Origin of the sequence: Secundilactobacillus malefermentans DSM 5705 = KCTC 3548, from assembly GCF_001436395.1 — a bacterium.
Taxonomy (GTDB): Bacteria; Bacillota; Bacilli; order Lactobacillales; family Lactobacillaceae; genus Secundilactobacillus; species Secundilactobacillus malefermentans.
Genome location: NZ_AZGJ01000144.1, coordinates 1 through 362 on the forward strand (window position 1 = coordinate 1; position 362 = coordinate 362).

At 36.7% G+C, this 362-nt stretch carries 1 protein-coding gene; it reads right to left on the reverse strand.

The genetic code is table 11. From position 1 onward, the window contains the following. Positions 1-64: 64 nt before the first annotated feature. Positions 65-362: hypothetical protein (locus FD44_RS10600; RefSeq protein WP_162258126.1), on the reverse strand; the 298-nt coding region annotated here is incomplete at its 5' end.

Sequence of the window (362 nt, forward strand, 5' to 3'; positions counted from 1 at the left end):
CTCTTGACTAATCGTAGAAAAAAACCAAGTCCGAATGGACTTGGTTCAATAATCAAGTTAATGATTATTTAACAACTTTAGTTGTAGCAGTGCCTGAAACATTGTAGGTTGCTGAAATAGTTGCTGGAGTATCCTTTTTAGTTGCAAGGTCACGTAAACTGTTAGTATTCAAGGTAGCAGTACGACCATCCCTTAAAGTAATAGAGTTTGCACCAGCGGCAGTTAAAATTTGAACCTGTTGAGCAACAGTGATAACTGAGCCTGTCTTGATGTTAGCTGCTTTAACAGCATCATTTAATGCAGTTTGTAAATCAGCATTTGATGAGTTCTTAGCATTAGTCCCAAATTGCAAGAACAAATTA